The sequence below is a fragment of the Streptomyces sp. NBC_01788 genome (assembly GCF_035917575.1).
Lineage (GTDB): Bacteria > Actinomycetota > Actinomycetes > Streptomycetales > Streptomycetaceae > Streptomyces.
In genome coordinates this window covers 5474526-5500701 of sequence record NZ_CP109090.1, presented here as the reverse complement: position 1 = coordinate 5500701, position 26176 = coordinate 5474526, and the positions used below count along the sequence as shown (strand labels likewise).

The 26176-nt window shown below is 72.5% G+C and carries 21 protein-coding genes; 4 read left to right on the top strand and 17 right to left on the bottom strand.

All coding sequences use genetic code 11. The annotated features are described in order from the left end of the window. Positions 1-209: 209 nt before the first annotated feature. Both OIE49_RS25000 and OIE49_RS24995 read right to left on the bottom strand, forming a co-directional pair. Complete coding sequence (locus OIE49_RS25000) at positions 210-3353, bottom strand: putative bifunctional diguanylate cyclase/phosphodiesterase (RefSeq protein WP_401740050.1); 3144 nt, start codon at positions 3351-3353, stop codon at positions 210-212. 378 nt (positions 3354-3731) lie between these two features. Then, positions 3732-4682, bottom strand: coding sequence for a 2-hydroxyacid dehydrogenase (locus OIE49_RS24995; RefSeq protein ID WP_326804229.1), 951 nt, complete (start codon positions 4680-4682; stop codon positions 3732-3734). Positions 4683-4760: 78 nt separating this feature from the next. On the opposite strand from OIE49_RS24995, the gene OIE49_RS24990 reads away from it, so the two are divergent. Both OIE49_RS24990 and OIE49_RS24985 read left to right on the top strand, forming a co-directional pair. Next, positions 4761-5759, top strand: coding sequence for an aldo/keto reductase (locus OIE49_RS24990; protein WP_326804228.1), 999 nt, complete (start codon positions 4761-4763; stop codon positions 5757-5759). A gap of 107 nt (positions 5760-5866) precedes the next feature. Next, entirely contained in the window at positions 5867-7024 is a 1158-nt protein-coding gene (locus OIE49_RS24985) for a PQQ-dependent sugar dehydrogenase (RefSeq protein WP_326804227.1), read from the top strand. Between the two features lie 29 nt (positions 7025-7053). Here the strand turns inward: OIE49_RS24985 and OIE49_RS24980 are convergent, their stop codons facing one another. The 15 genes from OIE49_RS24980 to OIE49_RS24910 all read right to left on the bottom strand — a co-directional run bounded on the left by OIE49_RS24980 (position 7054) and on the right by OIE49_RS24910 (position 24931). Continuing rightward, the gene (locus OIE49_RS24980) at positions 7054-7248 is read right to left on the bottom strand and encodes a DUF6191 domain-containing protein (protein ID WP_326804226.1); all 195 of its coding nucleotides are present in this window, start codon (positions 7246-7248) and stop codon (positions 7054-7056) included. 28 nt (positions 7249-7276) lie between these two features. Continuing rightward, positions 7277-10330: a helix-turn-helix transcriptional regulator gene (locus OIE49_RS24975; RefSeq protein WP_326804225.1), complete on the bottom strand. Its 3054-nt coding sequence runs from the start codon at positions 10328-10330 to the stop codon at positions 7277-7279. Between the two features lie 113 nt (positions 10331-10443). Further along, positions 10444-10629, bottom strand: coding sequence for a hypothetical protein (locus OIE49_RS24970; RefSeq protein ID WP_326804224.1), 186 nt, complete (start codon positions 10627-10629; stop codon positions 10444-10446). Positions 10630-10952: 323 nt separating this feature from the next. Then, positions 10953-13190 carry an MMPL family transporter gene (locus OIE49_RS24965; protein ID WP_326804223.1) on the bottom strand — a complete coding sequence of 746 codons (2238 nt, stop codon included), beginning with the start codon at positions 13188-13190 and terminating at the stop codon, positions 10953-10955. A 255-nt stretch (positions 13191-13445) separates the two neighbouring features. Beyond that, positions 13446-13703: a hypothetical protein gene (locus OIE49_RS24960; protein ID WP_326806324.1), complete on the bottom strand. Its 258-nt coding sequence runs from the start codon at positions 13701-13703 to the stop codon at positions 13446-13448. Between the two features lie 336 nt (positions 13704-14039). Beyond that, positions 14040-15551: an Asp-tRNA(Asn)/Glu-tRNA(Gln) amidotransferase subunit GatB gene (gene gatB / locus OIE49_RS24955; RefSeq protein ID WP_100572133.1), complete on the bottom strand. Its 1512-nt coding sequence runs from the start codon at positions 15549-15551 to the stop codon at positions 14040-14042. Between the two features lie 16 nt (positions 15552-15567). Beyond that, a complete protein-coding gene (locus tag OIE49_RS24950) occupies positions 15568-15810 on the bottom strand; it encodes a hypothetical protein (protein WP_100572134.1) in 243 nt (80 codons plus the stop codon). Next, a complete protein-coding gene (gatA, locus tag OIE49_RS24945) occupies positions 15807-17309 on the bottom strand; it encodes an Asp-tRNA(Asn)/Glu-tRNA(Gln) amidotransferase subunit GatA (RefSeq protein WP_326804222.1) in 1503 nt (500 codons plus the stop codon). The genes OIE49_RS24950 and gatA overlap by 4 nt, the downstream gene beginning before the upstream one ends. Positions 17310-17314: 5 nt before the next feature. Continuing rightward, the gene (gatC, locus tag OIE49_RS24940) at positions 17315-17611 is read right to left on the bottom strand and encodes an Asp-tRNA(Asn)/Glu-tRNA(Gln) amidotransferase subunit GatC (protein ID WP_100572135.1); all 297 of its coding nucleotides are present in this window, start codon (positions 17609-17611) and stop codon (positions 17315-17317) included. A gap of 105 nt (positions 17612-17716) precedes the next feature. Continuing rightward, positions 17717-17875: a hypothetical protein gene (locus OIE49_RS24935; protein WP_326804221.1), complete on the bottom strand. Its 159-nt coding sequence runs from the start codon at positions 17873-17875 to the stop codon at positions 17717-17719. Beyond that, positions 17872-20118 (bottom strand): putative bifunctional diguanylate cyclase/phosphodiesterase, encoded by a 2247-nt coding sequence (locus OIE49_RS24930; protein WP_326804220.1) that lies wholly within the window; start codon positions 20116-20118, stop codon positions 17872-17874. The genes OIE49_RS24935 and OIE49_RS24930 overlap by 4 nt, the downstream gene beginning before the upstream one ends. Before the next feature lie 261 nt (positions 20119-20379). After that, on the bottom strand, positions 20380-22575 hold the full coding sequence (gene ligA, locus OIE49_RS24925; protein ID WP_326804219.1) for an NAD-dependent DNA ligase LigA: 2196 nt from the start codon (positions 22573-22575) through the stop codon (positions 20380-20382). A gap of 15 nt (positions 22576-22590) precedes the next feature. Next, positions 22591-23598 carry a methionine synthase gene (locus tag OIE49_RS24920; protein WP_326804218.1) on the bottom strand — a complete coding sequence of 336 codons (1008 nt, stop codon included), beginning with the start codon at positions 23596-23598 and terminating at the stop codon, positions 22591-22593. A 79-nt stretch (positions 23599-23677) separates the two neighbouring features. Beyond that, on the bottom strand, positions 23678-24376 hold the full coding sequence (locus OIE49_RS24915; RefSeq protein ID WP_100572140.1) for an SDR family oxidoreductase: 699 nt from the start codon (positions 24374-24376) through the stop codon (positions 23678-23680). A gap of 15 nt (positions 24377-24391) precedes the next feature. Then, complete coding sequence (locus OIE49_RS24910) at positions 24392-24931, bottom strand: TIGR00730 family Rossman fold protein (RefSeq protein ID WP_100572141.1); 540 nt, start codon at positions 24929-24931, stop codon at positions 24392-24394. Between the two features lie 75 nt (positions 24932-25006). Here OIE49_RS24910 and OIE49_RS24905 point away from each other — a divergent pair, with 75 nt between their 5' ends. Next, positions 25007-25330 (top strand): DUF427 domain-containing protein, encoded by a 324-nt coding sequence (locus OIE49_RS24905; RefSeq protein ID WP_100572142.1) that lies wholly within the window; start codon positions 25007-25009, stop codon positions 25328-25330. 56 nt (positions 25331-25386) lie between these two features. Next, entirely contained in the window at positions 25387-26166 is a 780-nt protein-coding gene (locus OIE49_RS24900; protein ID WP_326806323.1) for an alpha/beta fold hydrolase, read from the top strand. Positions 26167-26176: the final 10 nt, after the last annotated feature.

Here is a 26176-nt window from a genome sequence, read left to right as displayed (position 1 = left end):
GAGGTTTGGGCGGAGTTCGGGTGCCGCACGCCAGGTGCTCGTGCAACAAAAAACCCCTCGTGCCGCAAGGCAAGCGAGGGGAAGCGCGCCGGTGTGGTCGCTGGGTTCCGGATCGTCGTCCGGTGATTCCCAGCTCAGCCGACGCGCTGTCCAAGTACGAGAATTCGGGTGCGCATGGAAATGACCCTCCCTCCGGCACGCACCCGGTGTCAAGTGGGTGGGACGGGAGTCTCATTATGTGAGCGCAGGGCCGTCCCGCCTCCGAAGACGACGGGCACTCCCGCCGCCGTGTAGGCGCCGGTGCTCCCTCCGGCGAAAACCGGCTCGGCCGGACCGTGGGGCACCTGGTAGTGGCCCAGGGTGAGGGCCCGGCGCAGCCGGTACTCGTCCAGCGGGCCGGAGAACACCATGCCCTGACCATGGGTGCACCCCATCGCGCGCAGGGCCACGGCCTGCTCCGGCAGGTCCACGCCGTCGGCCACGGAGCGGAGCCCGAGGTCGCCGGCGATCCGGAGCAGACCACTGGTGATCTTGTGCAGCCGGGCGGACTCGACGACGCCCTCGACCAGGCTGCGGTCGAGCTTCAGCACGTCGACGGGGAGCCTTCTGAGGGCCGTGACCGCCCCGTGGCCGCTGCCGAAGCCGTCCAGCGCGATGCGCACACCGAGCCGCCGCAGGGCGGCCAGGCGCCGCTCCAGCTCGTCCAGCGGCACCCGCGGGTCGGTGTCGGACAGCTCGATCACCAGGGCACCGGACGGCAGCCCGTGCCGGGTGAGCAGGGCCTCGACGGTTCCGGGCGGCAGCGAGCGGTCCACCAGACGGCGGGCGCCCATCCGGACCACAACGGACACGCCCGGACCGGTCGCGGCGGCACGCTCGGCGGCCTGCGCCACGGCCTCCTCCAGCAACCAGCGGCCCAGTTCGGCCGTCCGGTCGCTGTCCTCGGCCACCCGCAGGAACTCGGCGGGGGTGAAGAGCACGCCCTGCGAGGACCGCCAGCGCGCCTGGGCGGCGACCGAGGTGATCCGGCCGTCGTCCAGGCGGACCACCGGCTGGTGCAGCAGGGTGAACTCGCCCTCGTGCAGGGCGTTTCTGAGCCGGGTGGCCAGCTCCGCCCTGCGGACGACGTCCTGCTGCATCTGCGGCTTGTACAGCTCGACCCGGCCCTTGCCCGCAGCCTTGGCTCGGTACATGGCGAGGTCGGCGTTGCGCAGCAATTCCCCTGCGCCGAGGCCGGGTTCGGCGAAGGCCACCCCGATGGACGCGGCCACGCGGACATCGTTGCCGTCGATGGCGTACGGCTGCGACAGCGTCAGCCTGAGGCGGTCGGCGAGCTCCAGGATGTGCCGTTCGCGGGCGGTGCGGTCGCGAGTGCCGTCCCCGACGATCAGGGCCGCGAACTCGTCGCCGCCCAGTCTGGACGCGGTGTCCCCGTGCCGTACCGCCTCGTGGAGTCTGCGGGCGGCCTGGACGAGCAGCTCGTCCCCGGCCTGGTGCCCGATGGTGTCGTTGACGCCCTTGAAGCCGTCGAGGTCGATGAAGAGCACGGCCGTGCCGTGGTCGGTCGAGCGGCGGCCGGACAGGGCCTGCTGGACGCGCCTGGTGAACAGCGCGCGGTTGGGCAGGTCGGTGAGGGGGTCGTGCTCGGCGTTGTGCTGGAGCTGCGCCTGGAGGCGCACTCTCTCGGTCACGTCCCTGCTGTTGAAGATGAGGCCGCCGTGGTGGCGGTTGATGGTCGACTCCACGTTGAGCCAGCCGCCGTCGCCGGACCGGAAGCGGCACTCGATGCGCGCGGTGGGCTCCCCGACCGGGCTGGCGGCCAGGAAGCGGCGCACCTCGTGCACCACGGAGCCCAGGTCCTCGGGGTGGATGAGCCCGGCGAGTTCGGTGCCGACCAGGTCCTCCGCCGGCCGCCCGTACACCCCGGCGGCGGCCGGGGAGACGTACCGCAGGATGCCGTACGGCGTGGCGATCATGATGACGTCGCTGGAGCCCTGCACCAGGGAGCGGAAGTGGTTCTCCTGCTGGGCGAGCTCCTGGGCGAGCACGATGTTGTCGCGCAGCACGATGCCCTGGCGCACCACGAGCACCAGCACGACGGCGCCGGAGGTGATCAGCACCACGCGGTCGACGCTGTGGCCGATGAGCGCGTTGTACAGGACCCCCAGCGTGCACACGGCCGCGGCGAGGTACGGGGTGAGGGCGGCGAGGGACCCGGCGACGGGCCGGCCGGCCGGATACCGGTCGTCGTCCGCGCCCGGTGCGGGCGGTCCGCCGGGCATGGGACGAGCGGCGCCGGGCTGCCGGCCGGGCACATGGTCGTCCGGAACACGAGCGTGGTCCTCGGGGCCGTGCCCGTAGGCGTCGGCCACGCGCGCGTGCCCGGCGGCGGAACGCGGATCGGGGTCTGGCCCGTCCGACGGGTGACCTTCCGGCCGGTGCCCATCCCTCTCGGACGGCTCCGCCTCGTACGGGTCCGTGCCGAGCCGCTCGTCGGCCGGTCCTCCGGGGCGGGGCGCCGCCCAGGGGGCGTACGCCAGGAGCAGGGAGCCGGCGAACCAGCCGGCGTCGAGCAGTTGCCCCGAGCGGTAGCTGTTGTGCAGCAGCGGCGAGGTGAACAGGGCGTCGCACAGCACGGTCAGGGCGAGCGCGCCGATCGCCGTGTTCACGGCGGTGCGGTTGATCGAGGAACACCGGAAGTGCAGCGCGAGCACCATGGACACCAGGGCGATGTCCAGCAGCGGGTAGGCCAGCGACAGCGCGGTGTGCGCGACGCTGGAGCCGTCGAACTTGGCCGCCTGGGCGAGTGCCAGGCTCCAGGAGAGCGTGAGCAGCGAGCCGCCGATCAGCCACGAGTCCAGCGCCAGGCGCGTCCACCCGGCCCTGTTCGCCGGACGCTTGGCGAGCACGAGCAGGCCGACGATCGCGGGTGGCGCGAAGCACAGGAAGAACAGGTCGGCGTAGCTGGGACTGGGGACGGACGTGCCGAGGACGACCTCGTACCACCCCCAGACCGAGTTGCCCAGCGCCGCCATCGCCGAGGAGAGGGCGAACAGCAGCCAGGCGGTCCGAAAGCGGACGTGGCGGCCGCGGGCGTACAGCGCGCACGAGACGGCGGCGGTGCCGGCCGCGGCGCTCAGCCCGAAGTCACCCATGAACAGGGCGACCTTGCTGGAACCCCAGCCGCACGCGGCACCGATGGCGTATCCCGCGCACACCAGTGCCAGCAGAAGCTGCGGGGCCAGTCTCGGACGGCAGTCGACGGCCGCCGGCCGGGACAGCAGCACCCCCGGCGCGGGCGGCGTGCGCAGCGCGCCGTCGAACGCGGTCATGGCAGGCGGTGGCGGGCTCACCGGGACCTCCCGGTCCGCGCGGCCGGGTCCCCCGGCTTCCGGTGCGCCGGGTGGGCATGCCTCCGGCGGCCGCCGGGCCTGTGGTGGTGATGGGTGTGGTGGCTGCGGTGGCCGCGTCTGCGCGCGGCCGTGCGCCAGGGCCGCCGGTGGCGTCCCCGCCGCGTCGGATCGTTCGTCCATAGGCCGTGCATCGCCCGTCGCCCCCCTCGCAGTCTGAAATGTCCATCCCCGGCGCCGAACGGTGCGCGGCGCAGCCCCTGTCGGGACGATACACCAGTCTCGTCACTCAGGGACATAGCTCCTCTACGCTGCGTGACGACCAGCACGGATGCGGGTACGCAACGCGCTCGGAGGATCGCGCACCGTACCCGAAGCGGATCAGGCGCTTGCCGTGCCCGTTGTGAGGACCACGTTGGCGAGCGGCTCCCGGTTCACGAAACGGCGCAACTGGTCCGTCAGAAGGCGTTCCGCGCGCGGCCGGAAGGCCGATGTGGGGCCGCCGACGTGCGGACTGATCAGCACCCCCGGAGCGCGCCACAGGGGGTGGTCCGAGGGCAGCGGCTCGGGATCGGTGACGTCGAGGGCGGCGGTCAGGCGGCCGCTGTCCAGCTCGGTGAGCAGCGCCTCGGTGTCGACCACGGCGCCGCGCGCGACATTCACCAGCAGTGCGCCGTCCTTCATCCGCGCCAGGAAGTCCGCGTTCACCAGTGCGCGCGTGGACTCCGTCAAGGGCGTGGACAGGACGACGACATCGGCCTGGGGCAGCAGGGCGTGAAGATCAGTGAGCGGATGCACCGGACCGCGCTCCGTGGTGCGCGCGGAGCGCGCCACGCGCGCCACCCGCGCGACCTCGAAGGGCACGAGCCGGTCCTCGATGGCGGCCCCGATCGAGCCGTACCCGACGATGAGGACGTTCTTGTCGGCGAGGGCGGGGTGGAAGCCTCCGCCCCACTCGCCCCGGTCCTGGGCCCGGACGAACCCGGGGACGCCGCGCAGCGAGGCCAGGACGAGCGTCAGGGCGAGCTCGGCGGTACTCGCCTCGTGCACCCCGCGCGCGTTGCAGAGCCGGACACCCGGCGGCAGGTGCCGCAGTCCCGGCTCCACCTGGTCGGTGCCGGCGGACAGCGTCTGCACGACCCGTACGGAACTCATCCGGGGCATCGGGCGCAGACCGACGCCGCCGGGCCTCATGTACGGCACGACGTAGAAGACGCAGTCGGCGGGGTCCGCCGGGAACTCCTCGGCGCCGTCCCAGAAACGGTAGGAGGGCCCCTGCGGAAGCCCCGCGATCTCGTCCGGCGGAATGGGCAGCCATACGTCAGCAGTCATGCTCAGGAGGCTATGCCAGGGGCATGCGGCGCCAGAGGTTAGGTTGGTGGGCCCCGAGAGAGGGAGGGTTACGGCCAAGTGGAGCGCAGGACGATCGGCGCGGCGGCACTCGCGGTGGGGGCCGTCGGACTCGGGTGCATGCCGATGAACTGGGCGTACAGCACGTCGCGGCAGCGGGGCGCGGAGTCGCTCAGGGCCGTGCACCGGGCGCTGGACCTGGGCTCGACGCTCCTGGACACGGCCGACATGTACGGCCCGTTCACCAACGAGCTGCTGCTGGGACGGGTGCTGAAGGAGCGACGGGCCGACGCCTTCGTCTCGACGAAGGTCGGTCTGCTGGTGGGCGACCAGCACATCGTGGCCAACGGCCGCCCCGGCTATGTGCGGCGGGCGTGCGACGCCTCGCTCAGACGGCTCCAGACGGACGTGATCGACCTCTACCAGTTGCACCGCGCCGATCCCGAGGTCCCGGTCGAGGAGACCTGGGGGGCGATGGCGGAGCTCGTGCGGGCCGGGAAGGTGCGGGCGCTCGGCCTGTGCGCGGTGGGGGCGCGCGGCCGGCGCCGGTCCGGTGCGCGGCTGCACGACGGAACGATCCGGCAGCTCGAGCGGGTGCAGCAGGTCTTCCCGGTCAGCGCGGTGCAGGCGGAGCTGTCGGTGTGGTCGCCGGAGGCGCTGGATGCGCTGCTGCCGTGGTGCGCGGAGCGCGGGGTCGGCTTCCTGGCGGCGATGCCGCTGGGCAACGGCTTCCTGACCGGCACGCTCACCCCCGGCCAGGGGTTCGAGCCGGACGACGTGCGGGCCCGGCACCCCCGTTTCACCGCCGCGATGATGGCCGCGAACCAGCCGATCGTGGCCGGCCTGCGGCGTACGGCCGCCCGCCACGGCAAGGACGTCACCCCCGCCCAGGTGGCCCTGGCCTGGGTCCTGGCCCAGGGCCGCCACGTGATCCCGGTGCCCGGCGCCAAGCAGGAGCGCTGGGTCGCGGAGAACGCGAACGCGGCGGGGCTGCGGCTGACCCCCGGCGACCTGACGGAACTGAGCCGTCTGCCACCGGCCCGGGGTTCGTGGGACTGAGCCGGGCCCCGGACCGTCCACCGCGGGCGGGATTCGGGCGATCGGGAACCTGGGAGGCCTCCGCGGTGTAAGACAGGTAGAAGCCGCCGCGTGAAGGGACGAAGATCGTGCAACGTCGAGCTGTGACGGGCGTGCTGGCAGTCGCCCTGCTGCTGACCGCCGGCTGCTCCTCCGGGGCCTCGTCGGCCGGTGGGGACGGCGCGGCGCCCGGTCGTACGACCGCGGTGGCCTCGCCCTCCGGGCAGGCCCCCACGGAGACCGCGCCGCCGGCCAAGGGATCGGTGAAGGTCCTGCGCACGGTCGCGGAGGGCCTGAACAGCCCATGGGGACTGGCCCCGCTTCCCGGCGGTGGTCTCCTCGTCTCCTCCCGCGACCGGGCCACGATCACGCGGATCGACGAGAGGACGGGACAGAAGACCGAGCTGGGCAAGGTGTCCGGGGTGTCCCCCGAGGGCGAGGGCGGGCTGCTGGGCATGGCGCTCTCCCCGGACTGCGCCTCCGACCACATGATCTACGCCTACTTCACCTCGGCCTCGGACAACCGCATCGCCCGGATGCTGTACGACGACAAGAAGCCGCCCGGTATGCAACTGGGCGCACCCGACACGATCTTCAAAGGCATCCCCAAGGGGGTCATCCACAACGGCGGCCGCATCGCCTTCGGCCCCGACAGGATGCTCTACGCGGGCACGGGCGAAACCGGTGACCGGGGCCTGGCCCAGGACAGGAAGTCCCTGGGCGGCAAGATCCTGCGGCTGACCCCGGACGGCCGGCCCGCCCCGGGCAACCCGTTCCCCGACTCCCCCGTGTACTCGTACGGCCACCGCAATGTGCAGGGCCTGGCCTGGGACGGCAAGCAGCGTCTCTTCGCCTCGGAGTTCGGCCAGGACACCTGGGACGAGCTGAACGCGATCAAGCCGGGCGACAACTACGGCTGGCCGGACGCGGAGGGCAAGTCGAACGATCCGAGGTTCCACAACCCGTTGACCCAGTGGCACACGGACGTGGCCTCCCCCAGCGGCATCGCCTACGCCCGGGGTTCCATCTGGATGGCGAGCCTGAAGGGCGAGCGCCTGTGGCGCATCCCCCTGCGCGGCACCGAGCTCTCGGCGGCCCCCGAGGCCTTCCTGACCGGTACCCACGGCCGTCTGCGCACGGTGGCCTCGGCGGGCGGCGACAAGCTCTGGCTGATCACCAGCAACACCGACGGCCGCGGCAGTCCGAAGAAGGGCGACGACCGGATCCTGGAACTGGAGGTGAAGTAGGCCCCCGCCCGCCGCTCCGCCCCCGGCCCTCACTCCCGGCCGGTTTCGGCCTCCTCCGCGGAAGGCTCGGGCGGACGTACGACGACCTTCCCGGAGGCGAGGTCGATCGGCCCGCGCCCGGGATCGTTGTCCCCGACGTCCTCCCGGGTCAGCTCCAGCCGGTTCTGCTCGTCCCGGGTGTGCTTGCGGCCGGGCGCGAACAGTTCCTCGAAAACGTTGAACACGGCTTCCCTCCCGGTCGGTGCCTCGCCGTCAGCCCGCGACCAGCCGGTCTTCGGCCCCCGGCGGAAACATGCCCAGCCGGTGGGCCAGTGCCGCCGCCTCTCCGCGGCCCGAAACACCCATTTTAGCCAGGATGTTCGAAACGTGGACGCTGGCCGTCTTCGGCGAGATGAACAGTTCCTCGGCTATCTGCCGGTTGGTGCGGCCGGCGGACACCAGCCGCAGGACGTCGCGTTCCCGGCCGGTCAGGCCCAGGGACTCGACGGGGTCGGCGGAAGCGGAGGATTGCTGCGCGGCGCCGGTCAGGGCGAGGCGGGCGCGCCGGGCCAGCAGGGAGACGGAGTCGGCGAGCGGGCGGGCGCGCAGGTGCTCGGCGACGGCGTGCGCCAGGCGCAGCAGCTCGGTGGCCCGGTCCCGCTGGTCCTCGTCGGTGCCGAGCAGGACCTCGGCGAGACGGCAGCGGACGCGGGCGAGGTCGTAGGGGCGCTCCAGCGTCTCGAAGGCGGCGACGATCCCGGCCCACTCCTCCGGGCAGCCGCGGCCCTCGGCGTGGAGCAGTTCGGCGCGCACCCAGCGTTCGTACGCCTGCCAGACGGGGACGTTGGTGGTCAGCGACTTGGCGGCGCCGCGGATCAGCTCCAGGGTCTCGGCGCGTCCGGGGCCGGCGACGGGCAGCCCTGCCGCGCGGGTCTCCACCGTGGCGGCGGTGAGCAGCAGCGGCCAGCCGTAGCGCTGGGTGCCGGGCGGGAAGCCGTCGTCCAGGACGCGCTGGAGTTCGGCACGGGCGTCCAGCAGGCGGCCCTCGCCCGCGGCGACCGCGACGGCGATGCGGGCGAGCGGCAGGGCGTGCTGCGGTGCGTTGTCGTGGGCGCCGAAGTTGTCGAGGGCGTCGGCCAGTTGACCGGAGGCTTCGGCCAGGTCGCCGCGTTCGAGGGCGAGTTCGGCACGGATACGGGCGCGGAAGCCGCGCGGCTTGGCGCTCTGGCCGACCCGGCGGGACCGGGAGGCGGCCTCGGCGGCCTCCTCCCAACGCCCAAGGGTGAACAGCGACTCGGCGAGGTTGCCCCACACCCAGGCCTCGCTGTCCAGCAGGCCGAAGCGCCGGGTGAAGGCGATGCCCTGTTCCATGAGCGGCACGGCCTCGCGGGAGCGGCCGACGGACTCCAGCTCGGAGGGCAGGTTGACGTAGGAGCGGCCGGCGACAGCGGCGATGCAGTCGCCGACCGTGCGCCTGTTGACCTCGTACATCTCGGCGAGGCCCGCCTCGACGTCGCCGGCCTGGACCATGAGGCCGCCCAGGGTGAGCCGCGCGGTCATCTCGATCTCGCGGGCGCCGACCATGCGGGCGTACTCCACGGCCCGTTCGGCGGCGGAGAGGGCGTCGGGGCCCGGCACGTGGACCATGGACCACTGGGCGACGTTGGCCAGCACCTCCGCGTGCACCTCGGACGGAGGCAGCCCGCGCACGAGGTCCTGCGCGGTGCCCAGTTCCTGCCATCCGTCGCCGTGGGCCTTCGCCTGGACCAGTTTGGAGCGCTGGATCCAGAACCAGGCGGCGCGGAGGGGGTCGTTGTCGTCCTTCACGAGGCGCAGTGCCCGCTTGATGATCTTCAGGGCGCGGTCCCGCTCCCCGCAGAAGCGGCCCGCGACGGCGGCCTCGGCCATCAGGTCGAGGAAGGTGAGCGGGGTGGTCGCCGGATCCCCGCCGCAGGGAGGGTAGATCTCGGTGTAGTCGACGGGCCGCAGCCGGGCCCGCACCTCTTCCGGTGCGGCGTCCCACAGCTCCATCGCCCTTTCCAGCAGCCGCAGTTGCTCGCTGTAGGCGTGGCGTGCGCGGGCCGCGACGGAGGCGTCAAGGACGGCGGGCAGGGCCTTGGCCGGGTCGTGGGCGTGGTACCAGTAGCTGGCCAGCCGTGTGACCCGCTCGTCGGACGGGACGAGGGTGGGGTCGGCCTCCAGGGCTTCGGCGTAGCGGCGGTTGAGGCGGGTGCGCTCGCCGGGCAGCAGGTCGTCGCCGACGGCCTCTCGTACCAGGGAGTGCCGGAAGCGGTAGCCGTCCCCGGTCGCGGCGGCGATGAGGATGTTGGCGTTCACGGCGCCCCGCAGCGCCTCGATGAGGTCGTCCTCGGCGAGCCGGGCGACGGCCGCGAGCAGCCGGTGCTCGACGGTCGACCCGCCCTCGGCGGCGATCCTGACGATCCGCTGGGCGGGCTCGGGCAGCGTCTCGACCCGGACGAGCAGCAGGTCGCGCAGGGAGTCGCTGAGACTTGTGCGGCAGCCCTCGTGAGCGGCGACGGCGAGTTCCTCGACGAAGAAGGCGTTGCCGTCGGAGCGTTCGAAGATCTCGTCGACCTGGACCGGGTCCGGCTCGGTGGCGAGGATGCCGGCGATCTGCCGCCCCACTTCCTGCCGGGTGAGGCGGGCGAGTTCGAGGCGGCGGACCGTGCGGAGCCGGTCGAGTTCGGCGAGCAACGGCCGTAGCGGGTGGCGGCGGTGGATGTCGTCGGAGCGGTAGGTGGTCAGGACGACGAGGCGGCCGGTGCGCAGGGTGCGCAAGAGGTAGGCGAGCAGGTGCCGGGTGGAGGCGTCGGCCCAGTGCAGGTCCTCGAGAGCGACGACGACGGTGTGGTCGGCGGCGACGCGCTCCAGCAGGCGGGCGGTGAGTTCGAAGAGGCGGGCCATGCCTTCCTCGTCGTGCCGGCCGGTGCCTCGGGCGGGAGCCGGCTCGCCGAGTTCCGGCAGCAGCCGGGCGAGTTCCTCCTCCTGTCCGGCAGCCGCGGCGGCGAGCTCGCCGGGCAGTTCACGGCGCAGGGCGCGCAGGGCGGCGGAGAAGGGGGCGAACGGCAGTCCGTCGGCGCCCATCTCCACACAGCCGCCGAGTGCCACGACGGCGCCGGCGCGAGCGGCAGCGGCGGCGAACTCCTCGACCAGGCGGGTCTTGCCGACGCCCGCCTCACCGCCGAGCAGCAGGGCCTGCGGCTCTCCCCGGGCCGCGCGGGCGAGCGCGTCGTGCAGCGTGCTCAACTCGTCGGCGCGGCCGACGAACACGGGACTGACGGACCTGGTCTCCACATGCCCGAGCATCGCACGCGGGTCCGGCAGCGCGGCACCTGTTTTCCGCACAGCGGGCGAAAGGCCCCGGTCCACCCCCGTGGAGCCGGGACCTTCCTGGCCGCCGGGATCCCGCCGGCCCGTGTTCACGCCGCTCGGGTGAACCGGTGCCGGTGCGGGCGGTGGGTATGGGGCTCCGCCTCGGCGGTCCGTCCACCGGCCGAGCGGCGGGCGGCACGGCGGGCGCGCAGGACCTCACGGACCAGGCGGTCATGCTCGGCGATGCGGCCGAGTTCGGCGGAGCGGAGCTGGTGCAGTTCGTAGTGGAACACGGTGTCTCCCTGGTGAGCGGTGGTTTCGGCGTCGCTTTCCGCGATGCCTCCACTGTCGTCTCCCAGGGGGTGCGGCCACATCGGGAGAGTGCCGCATCTTCCCCGTACGGGGTGCCTTAGGCGCGTGTGCGGCGGGCCGCGGCGGGGCCGTAAGGCACCGGGCGGGAAGGGTAAGGCGGCCACGACCCGGCCGGGACCGGCGTAAGGCCCGGCCGGCGGCGCCCCGGCCGTCTCAGCGCCCCTCGCGCGCGTGCCTCACGCCACTCGGGGCGAGCACCGACCGCACCGGCGTGCCACGGCTCCGGGGACGCGGTTCGGCTCCGTCACGCAGGGGTGTCGCGTACGTCCTGCCGCGTCTCCTTCGCCAGTTCGCCCACGACGTCCGTGAGCCTCTCGTGCGCGGCGCGGCACTCGGGCGGCTCGATGCTGATCCGGGGCAGTACGCGGTCGAGCCGGCGCGGCAGCCACCAGTTGGCGCGGCCGAGCAGGTGCATCAGGGCGGGCACGAGCAGGGTGCGCAGCACGAAGGCGTCGAGGGCGACGGCGGAGGCGAGCGCGATGCCGAACATGGCGATCACCCGGTCGCCGCTGAGCACGAAGGCGAGGAAGACCGAGATCATGATGACCGCGGCGGAGTTGATCACCCGGCTGGTCTCGGCGAGGCCGACGCGGACGGCCCGCCGGTTGTCGCCGGTCTCCAGCCACTCCTCGTACATCCGGCTGACCAGGAAGACCTGGTAGTCCATGGAGAGCCCGAAGAGCACCGAGACCATGATCACGGGCAGGAAGGGTTCGATCGGTCCCGCTCGGCCGAGGCCGAGGAACTCGCTGCCCCAGCCCCACTGGAAGATCGTGACGACCACGCCGAACGCGGCGGCGACGGCGGCTATGTTCATCGCGGCGGCCTTCAGCGGGATGCCGAGGGACCGGAAGGCGAGCAGCAGCAGGACGCAGCCGAGGCCGACCACCACGCCGACGAACAGTGGCAGTCTGCCGATGATCACGCCGGCGAAGTCGTCGTATCCGGCGGTGACCCCTCCGACGTGCAGGTCGAGCGCGGTGCCGGTCTCGGCGCGCGGCAGCACATCGGTGCGCAGCCGCTGGACGAGGTCGCTGGTGTGCTGGGACTGCGGCGCGGAGTCGGGGACCACGGTCAGATAGGCCACGGTGCCACTGGAGTTGTATGTCGCCGGAGTCACCGCGGCGACGCCCTCGGTGGCGCGCAGGGTGGTGTCGAGGTTGTCCAGGGCGAGTCTGCCCTCGGCCCCGTCGACCCGGGTCACCAGGGTGAGCGGCCCGTTGACGCCCGGCCCGAAACCCTCGGCGACGAGGTCGTACGCCTTCCGGGTGGTCGAGGTGCTGGGGTCGTTGCCCTGGTCGGAGGTGCCGAGACGGAGGGTGAGCGTGGGCAGCGCCAGCACGGTGATGACGGCGAGGGCCACGACGCCGAGCGCCTTGGGGTGACGTTCGACAAAGGCCGACCAGCGGGCGGCGAACCCGGTGGGCACCTCGGGTTCGGGCCCGTGCTCGGCCAGGCGGCGCCGTTCGCGGCGGCTGAGGGCGCGCGGGCCGACGAAGGACAGCAGCGCGGGCAGCAGGGTCACCGAGGCGGCGACGGTGAGGACGACGGTCAGGGAGGCGGCGACCGCCACGCCGTTGAGGAAGCCCAGTCTGAGGATGAGCATGCCGAGCAGGGCGATGCACACCGTGGCGCCCGCGAAGACGACGGCGCGTCCGGTGGTGGCGACGGCGTTCGTGACCGCCTCGGTGGGAGTGAGCCCGCGTTTCAGCCCGCGCCGGTGCCGGGTCACGATGAACAGCGCGTAGTCGATGCCGACGCCGAGTCCGATCAGCATGCCCAGCATGGGCGCGAAGTCGGCGACCGTCATGGCGTGCCCGAGGAGGCCGATGGCGGCGTGCGCGGTGCCCACGCTCAGCAGGGCGCTGGCGATGGGCAGCACGGCCGCGGCGAGCGAGCCGAAGGCGATGAGCAGCACCCCGGCGGCGACGAGCACGCCGACGATCTCGGCGGTGTGGTCGCCGGAGGCCGCGGTGAGGCTGATCGCGCTGCCGCCGAGTTCCACCTGGAGCCCGTCGGTGCCGGCCGCCTTGGCCGCTCCGACCACGGCCTCGGCCTGGGGCTTGGTGATGTCCTGGGACGGGCGGGTGAAGGTGACGGTGGCGTACGCGGTGCGCCCGTCGTGGCTGATCTGGTCGGAATCCTGGACGCCCTGGTCCGTGTAGGGACTGGTCACGGACGCCACCTCGGGCAGCGCGGCGATCCTGTCCAGGGTGCGGGTCATCGTCTGCTCGACGTCCGGGGCGCGCACCGTGCCGGACGCGGTGTGCCAGACGACGGTGTCGCTGTCGCCGCCGAGTCCCGGGAAGCCCTCCTTGAGCAGCTGGGTGGCGCGTCCCGACTCGGTGCCGGGGACCTCGTAGTCGTTGGAGTAGGCGGAGCCGGTGACCGAGGAGGCCGCGGTGATCCCGCCGAAGGCGAGCAGCCAGAGCAGTACGACGACGAGGCGGTGCCGGACACACCAGCGCGCTAGGGCTGCCACGAACGTGCTCCCAGGGTGATTTGTGGATCTTTGACCGGGAACAGACGTCCGTGATAGGAACGGCCCGCAAAGAACGCATGAGCAATCTGAAGCCACTCTTGCAGGCAAAAATGATCGTTTAGCCCGTTCGTGGGACGATTCACATCAGTGCGACCCAATTCACAGGACAATCCGAGGAAGTCCGTCGCCCCGCCGGACGTTCGCCGCACGGCCGCCGTGAATCCACCGCGTGTCCACCGCCGGTCCACCGCACAGTCAGTCGAGCTGGTCGCCGAGCGCCATCACCATCGTCCCGGCGATCAGCAGCCACAGTGCCCGCCGGGTGCGTCCCCGGGCGCCGATGAGGGCCGCCACGGCGCAGACGGCGGCGCCCGCGGCGTAGGCGGCCGGGACGAGCGCGGAGGCCGCGGACAGCCGCAGCAGCGAGGCGGCGAGTCCGGCGAGCGTCAGCAGGGCCCCGGTCCCGGCAGCGGTCCACCGGGCACGGCGCGCGACCTCAGCGGGGTCCTCCAGCTCGTCCTCGGCGTCGTCCTCGTCCTCAGCGTCGCCCTCGGCACCGTCTCCCCCGGCGGCCCCGGCGCCGTCCTCGTCCACCGCATCGCCCTCGCCCTCGCCCTCGCCCACGTCGACGTCGACATCGCCCTCGGGGTGGTCCTGCGGTCCGGGCGCCTCGATGTCGTCGTCCCCGGATATCTCGGGGTGCGTTTTGGAATCGGCGCGTCCACTCATGGCGCGCGAGCGTAGCGCCTCCGTCCGACGGCACCGACGGGGGGTGGGCCGCGGACCCCACGCGGGCATGACGCGGGGGGTGCACCGGAACCGGTGCACCCCCCGAGACGGTTCGCGGGCTCAGCCCTCGACGCCGAGCTTCTCCAGGATCAGCTCCTTGACGCGGGCCGCGTCGGCCTGGCCGCGGGTGGCCTTCATGACCGCGCCGACCAGGGCGCCGGCCGCGGCCACCTTGCCGCCGCGGATCTTGTCCGCGACGCCCGGGTTGCCGGCGATGGCCTCGTCGACGGCGGCGGTCAGCGCGCCCTCGTCGGAGACCACCTTCAGGCCGCGCTTGTCGACGACCTCGTCCGGGGTGCCCTCGCCGGCGAGGACGCCCTCGATGACCTGGCGGGCCAGCTTGTCGTTCAGTTCGCCACCGGCGACCAGCTCGGTGACCCGGGCCACCTGCGCCGGCGTGATCGACAGCTCGTCCAGCGCCTTGCCGGACTCGTTGGCGGCACGCGCCAGCTCGCCCATCCACCACTTGCGGGCGGAGGCGGCGTCCGCGCCCGCGTCGATCGTGGCGACGATGAGGTCCAGGGCACCGGCGTTGAGGATGGCCTGCATCTCGGTGGCCGAGACGCCCCACTCCTCGCGGAGCCGGTTGCGGCGCACCAGCGGCAGCTCCGGCAGCGCGGCGCGGATCTCCTCGACCCACTCGCGCGAGGGCGCCACCGGGACCAGGTCCGGCTCGGGGAAGTACCGGTAGTCCTCGGCCTCCTCCTTGATGCGGCCGGAGGTCGTGGACCCCGTGTCCTCGTGGAAGTGGCGGGTCTCCTGGATCACCGTGCCGCCGCCGTTCAGCACGGCGGCGTGGCGCTGGATCTCGAAGCGGGCCGCGCGCTCCACGGACCGCAGCGAGTTGACGTTCTTCGTCTCGGAGCGGGTGCCGAACTTGTCGGCGTCCTTGGGCATCAGCGACAGGTTGACGTCGCAGCGCATCTGGCCCATCTCCATCCGGGCCTCGGACACGCCGAGGGCCCGGATGAGCTCGCGCAGCTCGCGGACGTAGGCCTTGGCCACCTCCGGGGCCCGCTCGCCGGCGCCGGTGATCGGCTTGGTGACGATCTCGATCAACGGGATGCCTGCGCGGTTGTAGTCGAGGAGCGAGTGGGACGCGCCGTGGATGCGGCCGGTGGCACCGCCGACGTGCGTCGACTTGCCGGTGTCCTCCTCCATGTGGGCGCGCTCGATCTCCACGCGGAAGGTCTCGCCGTCCTCGAGCTGCACGTCGAGGTAGCCGTTGAAGGCGATCGGCTCGTCGTACTGGGAGGTCTGGAAGTTCTTCGGCATGTCCGGATAGAAGTAGTTCTTCCGGGCGAAGCGGCACCACTCGGCGATCTCGCAGTGCAGCGCGAGGCCGATCTTGATGGCGGACTCCACGCCGGTCGCGTTGACGACCGGGAGCGCGCCGGGCATGCCGAGGCAGGTCGGGCAGGTCTGGGTGTTCGGCTCGGCGCCGAGCGCGGTCGAGCAGCCGCAGAACATCTTGGTGGCGGTGCCGAGTTCGACATGGACCTCAAGGCCCATGACGGGGTCGTACGACGCCAGCGCGTCCTCGTACGACACCAGGTCGGTCGTGGTGGTCACGGTGAAAACTTCCCTCTCAGCCCAGCAGGACGTCGTCGTCGCCCAGCCGCTTCAGCTCGCGGTAGAGGATGGCGAGGCCGGTGACGATCGCGACGGCGGACACGGTGGCGTCGATCAGGCGCAGCGTGTCGTGCTCGGCGCGGGCCTTCTTGATCTGCTTGGCGACACCGACCGCGCCGAACGCGGTGGTGGCCATGGACAGGTACGTGCCGGACTTGGACTTCTTGAAGCCCTTGGCCTTGGCGAGTGCCTTACTCACAGCGACGGAGCCTCCTCGAGCAGCGGGTGACCCCACTTTTCCACGAAGGCGGCCTCGACGGCGGCACCCACCTTGTACAGCCGGTCGTCCTTCATCACCGGGGCGATGATCTGCAGGCCCACCGGGAGGTTGTCCTCCGGGGCGAGCCCGCAGGGCAGCGACATGGCCGCGTTGCCCGCCAGGTTGGTCGGGATGGTGCACAGGTCGGCGAGGTACATCGCCATCGGGTCGTCGGCGCGCTCGCCGATCGCGAAGGCGGTGGTCGGGGTCGTCGGGGAGACGATCACGTCGACCTGCTCGAACGCCTTGTCGAAGTCCCGCTTGATCAGGGTGCGGACCTTCTGGGCGCTGCCGTAGTACGCGTCGTAGTAGCCGGAGCTCAGCGCGTACGTGCCGAGCATGATCCGGCGCTTGACCTCGGCACCGAAGCCCTCCTCACGGGTGAGGGAGGTGACCTCCTCCGCGGAGTGCGTGCCGTCGTCGCCGGTGCGCAGGCCGTAACGCAGGCCGTCGAAGCGGGCCAGGTTGGACGAGCACTCGGACGGCGCGATCAGGTAGTACGCCGACAGGGCCAGGTCGAAGGACGGGCAGTCCAGCTCGACGATCTCGGCGCCCAGCTCCTTGAGCAGCTCGACGGACTCGTCGAACCGCTGGATGACGCCGGCCTGGTAGCCCTCGCCGCGGAACTGCTTGACGACGCCGACACGCATGCCGGCGACGCTGCCGTTGCGGGCGGCCTCGACGACCGGCGGGACCGGCTCGTCGATGGAGGTGGAGTCGAGCGGGTCGTGCCCGGCGATCACCTCGTGCAGCAGGGCCGCGTCCAGGACCGTACGGGCGCAGGGGCCGCCCTGGTCGAGGGAGGAGGAGAAGGCGACCATGCCGTAGCGGGAGACCGCGCCGTACGTCGGCTTCACGCCGACCGTGCCGGTGACGGCGGCCGGCTGGCGGATGGAGCCGCCGGTGTCGGTGCCGATGGCGAGCGGGGCCTGGTAGGAGGCGAGCGCGGCGCTCGAACCGCCGCCGGAGCCGCCGGGGATCCTGGTGAGGTCCCAGGGGTTGCCGGTGGGCCCGTAGGCGCTGTTCTCGGTGGAGGACCCCATGGCGAACTCGTCCATGTTGGTCTTGCCGAGGATCACCACGTCGGCGTCCTTCAGCCGCTTGGTGAGCGTCGCGTCGTACGGCGGGATCCAGCCCTCGAGGATCTTGGAGCCGACCGTGGTCGGCACGCCCTCGGTGGTGAAGATGTCCTTGAGCGCGAGCGGCACGCCGGCCAGCGGGCCGAGCTTCTCGCCGCGCTCCCGCTTCGCGTCGACGGCGCGGGCCTGCGCGAGCGCGCCCTCGCGGTCGACGTGCAGGAAGGCGTGCACCTTCTCGTCGACGGCCTCGATCCGGGCCAGGTGGGCCTCGGCGACCTCGACGGCCGTGAGCTCGCCGGAGGCGATCTTCTCGGCGGTCTCGGCGGCGGTGAGCCTGATGATGCTGTTCATGTCCGTCACGGCTCTCACTCCTCACCCAGGATCTGCGGCACCTTGAAACGCTGCTGCTCCTGGGCCGGGGCGCCGGAGAGCGCCTGCTCGGAGGTGAGCGACGGACGGACCTCGTCCGCGCGCATGACGTTGGTCAGCGGCAGCGGGTGGGAGGTCGGCGGTACGTCTTGGTCGGCGACCTCGCTGACGCGGGCCACCGCGCCGATGATGTCGTCGAGCTGTCCCGCGAGGTGGTCTAGTTCCTCGGGCTTCAGCTCCAGACGCGCCAGCCGGGCGAGGTGGGCGACCTCCTCGCGCGTGATGCCAGGCATGCAGCGATCCTCTGGGGTGAGTGTGTGTGCTTTGGCTCAATCCTATGGGGCGGGGCGGGGTGGCCGTGAAACGGTTTCCCGGACGGCGCCGCACGGGGCCGGCGTTCAGCGCCGCGCGTCCCCGGCGCGACCGCTCAGGGAGTGGCTGTCGTGCGGGTCCAGCGCCTCCGGCAGGCTCTCCGGGGCGGCCGCGTCCGGGCGTACGCGCTGGGGGTGGCGGAAGTACGCGAAGCGCTCGGCGCCCGGGGTGACAGGGGTCGTCACTCGTCGGCCGCCGCCGCGGGCAGCGCCGCGGCGGGCCGCTGCCAGCCGCGCGACCCGCGCGCCCGCAGCCACGCCGTCGTCTCCTCCGGCGGCATCGCGGCCGCGACGAGCCAGCCCTGTACGGCGTCGCAGCCGAGGTCCCGCAGCCGTTCCCAGGTCTCGTCGTCCTCGACGCCCTCCGCGACGACGAGCAGACCGAGGGAGTGCGCGAGGTCGACGGTGCAGCGCACGATCTCGGCGTCCTCGGTGTCGACCGCCAGCCGGGCCACGAACGAGCGGTCGATCTTCAGCTCGCTCACCGGCAGCCGGCGCAGGTGCACCAGCGAGGAGTAGCCGGTGCCGAAGTCGTCCAGCGACATCTTCACACCGTGCCCGGTCAGGGCGTGCAGGGTGTCGGCGGCCCGCTGCGGGTCCTCGAGCAGGACGTGCTCGGTGATCTCCAGCTGGAGCGCTCCGGCCGGCACGCCGTGCCGGGCCAGCCGCGCGGCCACCGAACCGGCGAACCCGGGTATGTGCACATCGCGCGGGGAGACGTTGACCGCGACCGGCACGTACAGACCCTGGGCCCGCCACCGGGCGACCTGCGCGAGCGCGGTCTCCAGCACGTACTCCGTCAGATGGGGCATCAGGCCCGAGGACTCGGCGATCGCTATGAACTCGTCCGGCGGCACCTTGCCGCGCTCGGGGTGCACCCAGCGGACCAGCGCCTCCAGTCCCGCGACCTGCCCGTCGAAGCGGACCTTCGGCTGGTAGTGCAGCCGGACCTCGTGGGCGTCGAGGGCCCGGCGCAGATCGCCCAGCAGCCCCAGCCGGTCGGGGGTGTTGGAGTCACGCTTGGACTCGTAGACCTCCACGCCCGTGCGGTCCCGCTTGGCCTGGTACATCGCCACGTCCGCCCGGCGCAGCATGCCTTCGGCGTCCTGGGCGTGGTCGGGGAAGACGGCGACTCCCGCGCTGGCCTCCAGGACCAGGGTGAGTCCGTCGAGGTCGAGCGGGGAGCTGAGGACGGTGACCAGGGCGCGCGCGATCCGGGTCGCGGACGTCGTGGAGTCGGCGACCGGCAGCAGCACGGCGAACTCGTCGCCGCCGAGCCGCGCGGCCTCCGCCCCGCGCGGCAGCGCCTGCCGCAGCCGGTCGGCGATCTGCAACAGCAGCCGGTCCCCCGCGAGATGACCGAGTGTGTCGTTGACCGAACGGAACCGGTCCAGGTCGATCAGCATCAGCGCGGACCGGGCACCGATGCGTTCGGCGTCGTCCAGGGCGGTCCAGATGCGCTCCAGGAGCCACTGCCGGTTGGGCAGTCCGGTCAGCGGGTCGCGGAGCTGCTCCTCGGCCCGGGCGCGGGCTATCCACAGGGAGGAGTCGAGGGCGATGAGCGGGACGGCGAACAGCGGCAGCAGGACGGGTTTGGCCACGGCCACGACACAGACCAGCGGGGAGATGCCGAGCAGGGCGACGGCGACCAGGCCCTGTCTGATCACGGCGGTGCGGGCGACGGCGGGCGCTCCGGGGCCGCGGAAGTGGTGCACGAACCAGAGCAGGCCGCGGGTGACGAGCAGGTAGGCCCCCGCCGCCAGCACGACCGGGGCCACGGTGGAGGTCGTCCAGCCGGCCGGGTTCCAGGGGCTCTCCACGGTCGGCACGCGGCCGAAGGCGCCCAGCACCAGGCCGCCGGCGCCGATGCCGAGGATGTCCACCGCCCCGTGCAGCACGCCCTGCCGCCAGCGGTGGCGCCGGGCCGCCGCGACCAGGACGACGACGGTGAGGCTGACCATGCCGGCGGGCACCCAGCCGTAGAGCAGCAGCACGGCGACGGTGAGGGTGGCGCCGGAGCCGGTGCCGCCCCACCAGCGGGCCCGGCCGAGCATGACCAGGTGACCGACGATGACGCCGGTGAGCAGGGCCAGGCACCAGCCGGCCGTGCCGGACGGGAAGAGCGCGTGCTGGTCGGTGAACGCCCGGTACACGCCGACGCCCAGCACGGACACGGCCGCGGCGACGATCGACGGGGGCAACACGGAGCGGGACGGGTGCCGTTCGGGTTCGATGCCGGACGGTCCGGAGAAGCGTTCGACGGCCGTGTGTGCGGAGGCGCGGGCGCGCGCGACGGTGTACTGTCCCGCAACGCGTCCGGCGTGCTCCGTCGCGCGCGGACGCGCCGGCGTCCGCTCCCGTCTCCCCCGCCACGCGTCGGCCATCCGGCGCAGCCGTGAGTGCGGGGCGGCGCTCTCGGTCGGTTCCATTCCCGTCCCTCTCACAGCCGGCGGTTGCCCACGCCACGCGGCCCGATGCCCCACAACCCCTGGACGGCACCGCGCTGAAAAACCCTTCCACGTACTCCTGACGAGCACGGGGATGCCCCGACCGCGGTTGGGCACGGCGGGCGCACAGCTCAACAGTAGGCCGCGGAAGGCTTCCACGGGCAGCGGTCGCCGACGGTTGCCCGAATGCGCCCCGGCCACCCGTATGCATCTGGTATGCGCCGAACGGACGGAGTTCAACCGCTACTCGTCGGCCGGAAGCGCGACTTCGGCCGCCGCGTCCGGTCCGCGCTCCAAAAGGACGCCGAAACCGTCCTCGTTCAGCACGGGCACCTTGAGTTGCATCGCCTTGTCGTACTTCGAACCGGGGTTGTCACCGACCACCACGAACGAGGTCTTCTTCGACACCGAACCGGTCACCTTCGCCCCACGGGTCTGCAGCGCCTCCTTGGCGCCGTCGCGGGTGAACTGCTCCAGCGTACCGGTCACCACGACCGTCAACCCCTCGAGCGGGCGCGGGCCTTCGTCCTCGCCCGAGCTCTCCTCCTCCATGCGGACGCCGGCCTCGCGCCACTTGCGCAGGATCTCCTGGTGCCACTCCTCGGCGAACCACTCCTTGAGCGAGGCGGCGATGATCGAGCCGACGCCCTCGGTGTTCGCCAACTCCTCCTCGCCGGCCTGTTCGATGCGGTCGATCGAGCGGAACTCCCGGGCCAGCGCCTGGGCCGCGACCGGTCCGACATGACGGATCGACAGTCCGGTGAGGACGCGGGCGAGCGGGCGCTGCTTGGCTGCCCGGATGTTCTCCAGCATCGCCAGCGCGTTCTTCTTCGGCTCGCCCTGCTGGTTGGCGAAGACCGTGACGACCTTCTCCTCGCCGGTCTTCGGGTCGCGCTTGGGCAGACCGCTGTCCTGGTCGAGGACGTAGGCCTTGATGGGGAGCAGTTGCTCCACCGTCAGGTCGAACAGGTCGCCCTCGTCCTTCAACGGCGGCTCCGCGGGCTCCAGCGGCTTGGTGAGGGCGGCCGCGGCGACATAGCCGAAGTGCTCGATGTCCAGCGCCTTGCGGCCCGCCAGATAGAACAGGCGCTCACGCAACTGGGCCGGGCACGCACGCGCGTTGGGGCAGCGCAGATCGACGTCGCCCTCCTTCATCGGCCTGAGCGGCGTACCGCACTCGGGGCACTCGGACGGCATCACGAACTCGCGCTCACTGCCGTCGCGCAGGTCGACGACCGGCCCGAGGATCTCCGGGATGACGTCACCGGCCTTGCGCAGCACGACCGTGTCGCCGATGAGCACGCCCTTGGCCTTGACGACGTCCTGGTTGTGCAGGGTGGCGAACTCGACCTCGGAGCCGGCCACCGTGACCGGCTCGACCTGCGCGTACGGCGTGACCCGGCCGGTCCGGCCCACGCCCACCCGGATGTTGACGAGCTTGGTGTTGACCTCCTCCGGCGCGTACTTGTACGCGATCGCCCAGCGCGGCGCGCGCGAGGTGGAGCCCAGCCGGCCCTGGAGCGGGATCTCGTCGAGCTTGACGACCACGCCGTCGATCTCGTGCTCCACGGAGTGGCGGTACTCGCCGTAGTGCGCGATGAACGCGCGGACGCCGTCGAGGTCGTCGACGACCCTGTTGTGCCGGGAGGTGGGCAGGCCCCAGGACCTGAGCAGTTCGTAGGCCTCGGAGAGGCGGGTCAGGCCCTCGAACCCCTCCAGGGCGCCGATGCCGTGGACCACCATGTGCAGCGGCAGCGTCGCGGTGACCTTGGGGTCCTTCTGGCGCAGCGAACCGGAGGCGGAGTTGCGGGGGTTGGCGTACGGCTTCTCGCCGGCCTCGACGCGGCGGGCGTTGAGGCCCTGGAAGGCCTCCATCGGGAAGTAGACCTCCCCGCGGATCTCCACCAGGCTCGGCACACGGTCGCCGTTCAGCCGGTGCGGGATCTCGGCGATCGTCATCACGTTGGGCGTGATGTCCTCGCCGACGCGGCCGTCGCCGCGGGTGGCCGCGCGGGTGAGCCTGCCGTCCTCGTAGGTCAGGTTGACCGCGAGGCCGTCGACCTTGAGCTCGCACAGGAAGTGATGACCGGTGGTGCCGACGTCCTTGGCGACCCGGTCCATCCAGGCGGCGAGCCCCTCGTCGTCGAAGACGTTGTCCAGGGACAGCATCCGCTGGCGGTGCTCGACCTCGGCGAGGCCGGTCTCGTACGCCACGGCGACCTTCTGGGTCGGCGAGTCGGGCGTGCGCAGCTCCGGGTACTCCTCCTCCAGCGCCTCCAGTGAGCGCAGGAGCTGATCGAACTCGGCGTCGCTGATGACGGGAGCGTCTTTGACGTAGTACCGGAAGCGGTGCTCCTCGACCTGCTCCGCGAGCCGCGCGTGCTTCTCCCGTGCCTCGGCGGGCACCGTTGTCTCCGCTTGCTGCTTGTCGCCGGCCACCGTGTTGTCCTCCCGTTACTCTGGGTTGTCCGCGAGCGATCTCGCCGCCCGGACGCAGTGGGCGAGCGCCTGGCGCGCGTACGCGGGGGAAGCGCCCGCGAGTCCGCACGCCGGGGTGACCGTGACCGCCTCGGCGAGAAGCTCCGGCCGCAGCCCCAGCCTGCGCCACATCGTCCTGACACCCATGACGCTACCGGCAGGGTCTGACAACGGGCCGTCCGTGCCGGGGACGACACCGGCGAGGAGCCTGGTGCCCGCCTCGACCGCCTCCCCGATCGCCTCGTCGTCACGCTCGGTGAGAAGCGAGACGTCGAGGGAGACCGCCGCGGCGCCCGCGCGGCGCAGCAGGGCGAGCGGAACGTCCGGAGCGCACGAGTGGACCACGACGGGCCCCTCGGCATGCGCCCCGAGGACGTCCCGGAGGGTGGCCTCCACGATCTGCCGGTCGACGGCGCGGTGGGTCCGGTAGCCGCTGGCGCTGCGCACCTGCCCGCGCAGGACGGCGGTCAGGGAGGGTTCGTCGAGCTGGAGGACGAGCCGGGCGCCGGGAACGCGCCGGCGCACCTCGGTGAGATGGAGCCGCAGCCCCTCGGCGAGCGAACCGGCCAGGTCCCGGCAGGCGCCGGGGTCGGACAGGGCCGCCTCGCCGTTCCTGAGCTCCAGGGCGGCGGCGAGCGTCCACGGCCCCACCGCCTGCACCTTCAGCGCACCCTCGTACCCCTGGGTGTACTCCTCCAGGGCGTCGAGATCCTCCCCGAGCCAGGACCTCGCCCGCCGGGTGTCCCGGCCCGGCCGGTCCCCGAGCCGCCAGCCGCTGGGCTCCACGCGCGCGTAGAGCTCGACGAGCATCCCCGCGGTGCGCCCGATCATGTCGGCGCCGGGGCCGCGCGCGGGCAGCTCGGGCAGGAAGGGGAAGTCCTCGAAGGTGCCGGTGACGGTCTTGACGGCCTCCCGGGCGTCCCCACCGGGCATGGACCCGACGCCGGTTGCGGCACCGAACCTGAACTGGCTGTTGTCGCTCACCCGGGAAGCCTACGCAACCCGGCGGGGTCGGGGCCGCCTCAGGGGGCGGCGGCCCCCCGGGACCGCCGCCGGCCTCGCGTCACCGGCCCGGACGCACCGTCAGGTCGTTGACCTCCGCGTCCCGCGGCAGGTCGAGCGCCATGACGATGGTCGTGGCGACGGAGTCGGGGTCGATCCACTTGCCGGGGTCGTACTCCTTGCCCTCCTGCTGGTGGATCTTGGCCTGCATACGGCTGGCGGTGCGGCCCGGGTAGACCGAGGTGACCCGGACACCGTTGCCGTGCTCCTCGTGGCGCAGCGAGTCCGCCAGTGCCTTCAGACCGTGCTTGGAGGCGGCGTACGCGGACCAGTCGGCGTGGGCGCTCAGGCCCGCGCCCGAGTTGACGAACAGCACGTGGCCGCGCGAGGCGCGGAGCTGGGGCAGGAAGTGGCGGGTCATTTCCGCGGGGGCGATCAGATTGACGTCGAGCTGGTGGCGCCAGGTCTTCGGGGTGAGTTCACCGACCGGGCCGAGGTCGACCACACCCGCGATGTGGAGCAGGGAGTCCACCCGGTCGGGCAGTGTCTGGTGGGAGAACGCCCAGCTCAGCCGGTCGGGTTCGGCCAGGTCGCCGACGAGCGTCCGGGCGCCGGGGAACGCGGCGGCCAGTTCCTTGGCGCGCCCGGCGTCGCGCGCGTGCAGCACGAGCTCGTCCCCGCGCGCGTGCAGGCGGCGGGCGACGGCCGCGCCGATGCCGGAGCCGGCCCCGGTGATCACATGAGTAGCCATGCCCGCCATGCTCGCACCACCGGTTCAGCCGGTACGCAGCGCCTCGTCCAGATACGTCATCGCGCCCGCGGGCTCCTCGGCGAAGAACACCAGCTCGGCGAGCGGCCGGGGCAGGAACCCGTCCTCCTCCATCCGGCGGAACTGCTGCTTGAGGCCGTCGTAGAAGCCGTCGGTGTTCAGCAGCACCACCGGCTTCTCGGTCCGACCGTGCTTCTTCAGCTCCAGGATCTCGGTGGCCTCGTCGAGCGTGCCGGTGCCGCCCACCATGATCACGACGGCGTCGGCCTTCTCCAGGAGCAGCCTCTTGCGCTCGGCAAGGTCCCGGGCGATCACCATCTCGTCCGCGCCGGGCCGCGCCTTCGCCGACAGGAAGTCGACCGACACGCCGATCAGCCGGCCGCCCGCCTCCTGCACACCGTCCGCGACCACCTTCATCAGACCGGTGTCGGATCCGCCCCAGACCAGGCTGTGACCACCCTTGCCGATCAGACGGGCGAAGTCCCGCGCGGGGCGGGTGTAACGGTCGTCGAGGTCGGCGGCGGAGAGGAAGACGCAGATGTTCATGCGCCCACGGTACGCGGCGGGGACACCGGCCCCGAGGGCGGGAAGAAGCGGGGTCCTGCGGGCGCTGTACCGGCTATGACCCAAGGACACACGATCACGATCGACAAGAGCGGCGAACGCGTGCGTGTGGTGCGCGACGGCCAGATCCTCGCGGAGAGCGACCGCGCCCTGGTACTCCGCGAGACGGGGTGCCCGCCGCGCTACTACCTGCCGCCCGAGGACGTACGCCTCGACCTCCTGGCGGCGTCCGACACGCACACGCACTGCCCCTTCAAGGGCACGGCGTCCTACTGGTCCCTGCCCGGTGCGGCGGACCTGGCGTGGGCCTACCCCGACCCGAAGCCGGGTGTCGCCGAGATCAAGGACCACCTGTGCTTCTACGACGTGGAGGTGTTTTGACCCGATGAGGCCGCCGCCGCGTGGCAGTCTTCAGTGGCATGACTGGCATGTCGGGCATGGACAAGAAGACCGTCTCACGTGACGGCACCTCCCTCGCTTACCACCGCACCGGGCAGGGCCCGGTGGTCGTCCTCGTCAGCGGCGCGATGTCGACGGGGGCCACGGTGGCGTCGCTTGCTGCCGCGTTGTCGGACCGCTGCGACGCCGTCGTCTACGACCGCCGGGGCCGCGGCGGGAGCGGGGACACGGCGCCCTACGCGGTGGAACGCGAGGTCGAGGACCTGGCCGCGCTGATCGACGCGGTGGGCGGCGAGGCGGCGCTGTACGGCGTCTCCTCCGGCGGCGCGCTGGCCCTGCGGGCGGCGGCCGGCGGGCTGCCGGTCCGGCAGGTCGCCGTCTACGAGGTGCCGTTCGCCGTGTACGAGGGCGGCGGGCGGGAGCGCGCCGAGTACACCGCCGAGCTGACCGCGGCGCTCGCCGAGGGCCGGCGCGGGGACGCTGTGGAGCTGTTCCTGCTGCTGACCGGGCTGGCGCCGCAGATGATCGCCAGCGCCCGCCAGTCACCCATGTGGGCGGGCATGGAGGCGATCGCGCCGACGCTCGCCCACGACGACGCGGTGATGGGGGACGGGCTGGTCCCCCGCGACCTGCTGGCCTCGGTCACCGTGCCGGTCCTGTCCGTGGCGGGCGGCGCCAGCCCGTCCTGGCTGCGTGAGGCGGCCAGGGAGGTCGCCGAGGCCGCGCCCCGGGGCACGTACCGGGCCCTGGAGGGCCAGACCCACGCGGTGGAACCGGAGGCGCTCGCGCCGGTTCTGACGGAGTTCTTCGCCTCCTGAACCGGACGCT

What these genes read in the sequence shown, in the direction of transcription:
- OIE49_RS24930 (WP_326804220.1), bottom strand. Translation starts at nt 20,118, where the DNA reads ATGGAACCGACCGAGAGCGCCGCCCCGCACTCACGGCTGCGCCGGATG.
- OIE49_RS24905 (WP_100572142.1), top strand. Translation starts at nt 25,007, where the DNA reads ATGACCCAAGGACACACGATCACGATCGACAAGAGCGGCGAACGCGTG.
- gatC (WP_100572135.1), bottom strand. Translation starts at nt 17,611, where the DNA reads ATGCCTGGCATCACGCGCGAGGAGGTCGCCCACCTCGCCCGGCTGGCG.
- OIE49_RS24900 (WP_326806323.1), top strand. Translation starts at nt 25,387, where the DNA reads ATGGACAAGAAGACCGTCTCACGTGACGGCACCTCCCTCGCTTACCAC.
- OIE49_RS24910 (WP_100572141.1), bottom strand. Translation starts at nt 24,931, where the DNA reads ATGAACATCTGCGTCTTCCTCTCCGCCGCCGACCTCGACGACCGTTAC.
- OIE49_RS24915 (WP_100572140.1), bottom strand. Translation starts at nt 24,376, where the DNA reads ATGGCGGGCATGGCTACTCATGTGATCACCGGGGCCGGCTCCGGCATC.
- OIE49_RS24975 (WP_326804225.1), bottom strand. Translation starts at nt 10,330, where the DNA reads ATGCTCGGGCATGTGGAGACCAGGTCCGTCAGTCCCGTGTTCGTCGGC.
- OIE49_RS24995 (WP_326804229.1), bottom strand. Translation starts at nt 4,682, where the DNA reads ATGACTGCTGACGTATGGCTGCCCATTCCGCCGGACGAGATCGCGGGG.